At 62.0% G+C, this 3379-nt stretch carries 3 protein-coding genes and 1 pseudogene; 3 read left to right on the top strand and 1 reads right to left on the bottom strand.

Going from position 1 to position 3379, the window contains the following annotated elements:
- Positions 1-64: 64 nt before the first annotated feature.
- The 3 genes and pseudogenes from tnpA (at position 65) to tnpC (ending at position 2482) form a co-directional block, all read left to right on the top strand.
- The gene (gene tnpA, locus AC1DYD_RS41165; protein WP_478178460.1) at positions 65-493 is read left to right on the top strand and encodes an IS66-like element accessory protein TnpA; all 429 of its coding nucleotides are present in this window, start codon (positions 65-67) and stop codon (positions 491-493) included.
- The gene (gene tnpB / locus AC1DYD_RS41160) at positions 469-819 is read left to right on the top strand and encodes an IS66 family insertion sequence element accessory protein TnpB (protein WP_478178459.1); all 351 of its coding nucleotides are present in this window, start codon (positions 469-471) and stop codon (positions 817-819) included. The genes tnpA and tnpB overlap by 25 nt, the downstream gene beginning before the upstream one ends.
- Before the next feature lie 95 nt (positions 820-914).
- A pseudogene (gene tnpC / locus AC1DYD_RS41155) lies at positions 915-2482 on the top strand (IS66 family transposase).
- Between the two features lie 29 nt (positions 2483-2511).
- On the opposite strand, the gene AC1DYD_RS41150 reads toward tnpC, so the two are convergent.
- The gene (locus AC1DYD_RS41150) at positions 2512-3225 is read right to left on the bottom strand and encodes a UPF0149 family protein (protein WP_478178458.1); all 714 of its coding nucleotides are present in this window, start codon (positions 3223-3225) and stop codon (positions 2512-2514) included.
- Positions 3226-3379: the final 154 nt, after the last annotated feature.

The following is a 3379-nucleotide window of genomic DNA, read 5'->3' as shown; positions in this document are numbered from 1 at the left end:
GCCCTTCCGTMGAGCGCGATGAACTGAGAGGCTACGTACCCATGTACAGGAACGTGGGCACGTAATGTCAGATTGGATTTCAGAGTTGGCGCGGCGCCTGGTTGTCGGGCACAAGCGCGATGGTCGCAGCATCTACGACGAGCAGGCCAAGCGCGAGTTGGTCCTGGCTTGTCGTGAGCCCGGGGTATCGATAGCGAAGCTGGCTCGCGATTGCGGCGTCAACGCGAACCAGGTGAACAGCTGGGTGCGCTTGTATGAGCGACAACTGGCCAAGAGCGCGGCGCCGAACGTGGACGTTGTCGAAGCGAAGACGCCGGCATTCGTGGCGCTCGAAGTCGCAGCGGCGCGCCAGCAAGGGACGTCGTCCATGGACGTGCAGGCACGCCTGCCCAACGGAGTTGTGGTCGACTTGCGTGATTGCGACATGCAGCAGGCGTTGGCGATGATCGAGGCGCTCGGGAGACTGCGGTGTTCCGCTTCGATGAAGGGCTGAAGGTCTACCTGCATCGCGAGGCCATCGACTTCCGGGTCGGCCTCAACGGTCTGGCGATCCTGGTCGAGCAGTCCCTCGGGCTGGATCCGTTCGCCGAGGCGGTGTACGTCTTCAGGAATCGGCGACGTGATCGCGTAAAAATTTTGGGTTGGCAGCGCAACGGCTTTTGGATGTTGATGAAACGTCTCGAGGAAGACCGTTTTATCTGGCCTGACGTTGCCACCGTGCCGACGTTGACGGTGGAGCAACTGCACTGGTTGCTCGATGGCATTGATCTCGCGGTGGTACAGAAGCACCCTCGTCGCTTTTATCAGCGAGTGGCTTGAACGATTCAACGGCAGCTTGCAAAAAAGTTGCCGAATCTTCCTCGACAATGCGATGTTCGAGGAACGCCTGCACGTCATGTTGATCGAAGCAGGCGATGGTCCAGATGCCCACCGCCGAAGAATTCGCAGCCCTGCAGCAGGCGCTGGCCGAGGCCACTCGGCGCAGCAAATCTCTCGTCGGCGAACTGCGCGTGGTGACCACCGAGCGAGATCTGGCACTGGAGCGGCTGCGCGCGTTGCAGCGTCAGTTGTTCGCCGCCAAGAGCGAGGCTCGCGGCACCGACCAGAAGGACCTGTTCCTCAACGAGGCCGAGGCGCTCGCACCGACCGCGCAAACACTGCCGGTCGAAATCGATGACGATGAATCGACGGCAGTCGCTGGCCACCAGCGCAAGAAGCGCGGACGCAAGCCACTGGATCCCGCACTGCCGCGCGACATCGTTCGCCACGAGCTGCCCGAGTCGGAGCGCATCTGCGCGCACGACGGCCACGCGTTGGTCGAGATCGGCGCCGAGGTCAGCGAGCAGATGCACGTCATCCCCGAGCAGGTGCGCGTGCTACAGCACCACCGCATCAAGTACGCGTGTCCCTGCTGTGACCTGAGCCTGAAGGTCGCGCCGACACCAGCTCGCATCATCCCGCGAGGCCTCCTCACTGAGGAGGCGCAGGCCTGGGTCATCACGGGCAAGTACCAGTTCGGCATGCCGCTGTATCGCACGGCCGTGCTGCTGCGCCGCTTCGGCGGCGACATCGTGAGCAACACCCTGGCCGCGGGCGTGGTTCGCATCGGCCTGGCGGTGCAGCCCATCATCAACCTGCTGCGTGACCACCTGTTGGACTCGGACCTGATCTACGGGGATGAGACCACCGTGCAGGTGCTCAAGGAGCCCGGTCGCAAGGCGCAGACCAAGAGCTTCATGTGGGCTCAGATGAACGGCAGCGGACCGCCGGTGCGACTGTTCGCCTATGCGCCGGGTCGCGGTGCTGTGCACGCGCAGAAGCTCTATGCAGGCATCCGGCGCGGCGCCACGCTCGTGACCGACGGGTATCAGGTCTACGACGGCATTGCTGAGAACCATGGCCTGACGCATCTTGGATGCTGGGTTCATGCGCGCAGGCCTTTTGTCGAGGCCGAGGAGGCGATCCCGAAGGCGGCCCGGTCACCGGACCAACTGGCGACACGGTTTATCAAACTCATCGGCAAGCTCTACCGGGCGGAGGTACTGGCCAAGGACTGGACGTCAGAGCGCCGTCAGCGGCTGCGCCAGCGCTACAGCGCTGCAGTGGTCAAGCAGATCGAACAGTTGCTACTCAAGCACCTGCACGCCGTCGCGCCCTCGAGCCTGCTGGGCGAGGCGCTGCACTATCTGCACGGGCAGTGGCCCAAGCTCATCCGCTTCCTGGACAACGGGACCTGGCCGCTGGACTCCAACCCGGTGGAAAACGCCATCAGACCGTTTGTCGTTGGACGCCGCTCATGGCTCTTCGCCGACACCGTCGGTGGTGCGAACGCCAGCGCCAATCTTTATTCACTCATCGAGACGGCCAAGGCYAACAACGTCGAGCCGTATCGCTACTCGTCGCCCTGTTCAAGAGGCTGCCACTGGCGCAAACGGCCGATGACTACGAGGCGCTGCTGCCCTGGCGACTCACGACGCAGTGAACCGTCTGGGGATCTGTTCGCGATCTGCCTCAATGAAGGTCAGCCGCAGCGCCGCAGCACTTCTTGAACTTCTTGCCGCTCCCACAGGGGCAAGGCTCGTTGCGTCCCACCTTGATTTGCATCGACCTGGCCACTGTGCGTTCATAGACAGCGAGTCTCAGCGGTAGCCAGTGGGCATGCATGTCCAGGACAACTTGTGGGATCTGCAGTGCCAGCTTGGCCCTCATGGCAGGCGTCTTGGTGAGCTCGTCCTGATCCTCTGAGAACTCGTCTTCGCCCAGCAGGGCGATCGGCCTGAACCAGGCTTGCCCTTGCGGTGTCGACAGCAAGGGCTTCCAGTCATTCCAGCAAAGCCTCATTCCCTCGATAAAGCCGTAGGCCCACATCTCAGCATCRTCGTATTCCTGCTCGTCGCCGGCGTAGGTCATCGTTGACCAGTAAGGACTGATCTCTGATGGTTCCTCCTCCAGCCCGGCAATGATGCTGTTGAAGTGACGCATGAYCAGCCCCAACATGTGGTTCAACTGCTCGATGGAATCCATCGGCGGCATCATCTCCTTGGTGCCCCAGATCTTGGGGAGCCAACGCTTCGGCTGGATCGTCGTCGGACCGACCGCGATGGCGTGCAGAAACCCATCCACCATGTCCAGTGTCATGACGTCTTCGGTATCGACGTCATAGAGCAGGAACTGGTCGAGTTCGTTGAACTCGGCCTCGCTCAACGGGGTAAACGGGGTGGCCATCGATTGAACCGGATGTGGGAACGACCGCGATTCTCGCGCACCACCCGCCAATGACAAACATCCGATCACCCCGCGATCACTGCCCCAAAGGTCATCAGGGCACAAGGGACGTGGTCAACAGAGCGCTTACGACGTGGTCAACAGAGCGCTTACG

The organism is Variovorax sp. P4_B11 (assembly GCF_056402355.1).
Note: the sequence above shows the minus strand (reverse complement) of the source record. Positions and strands in the feature narration are given on the sequence as shown.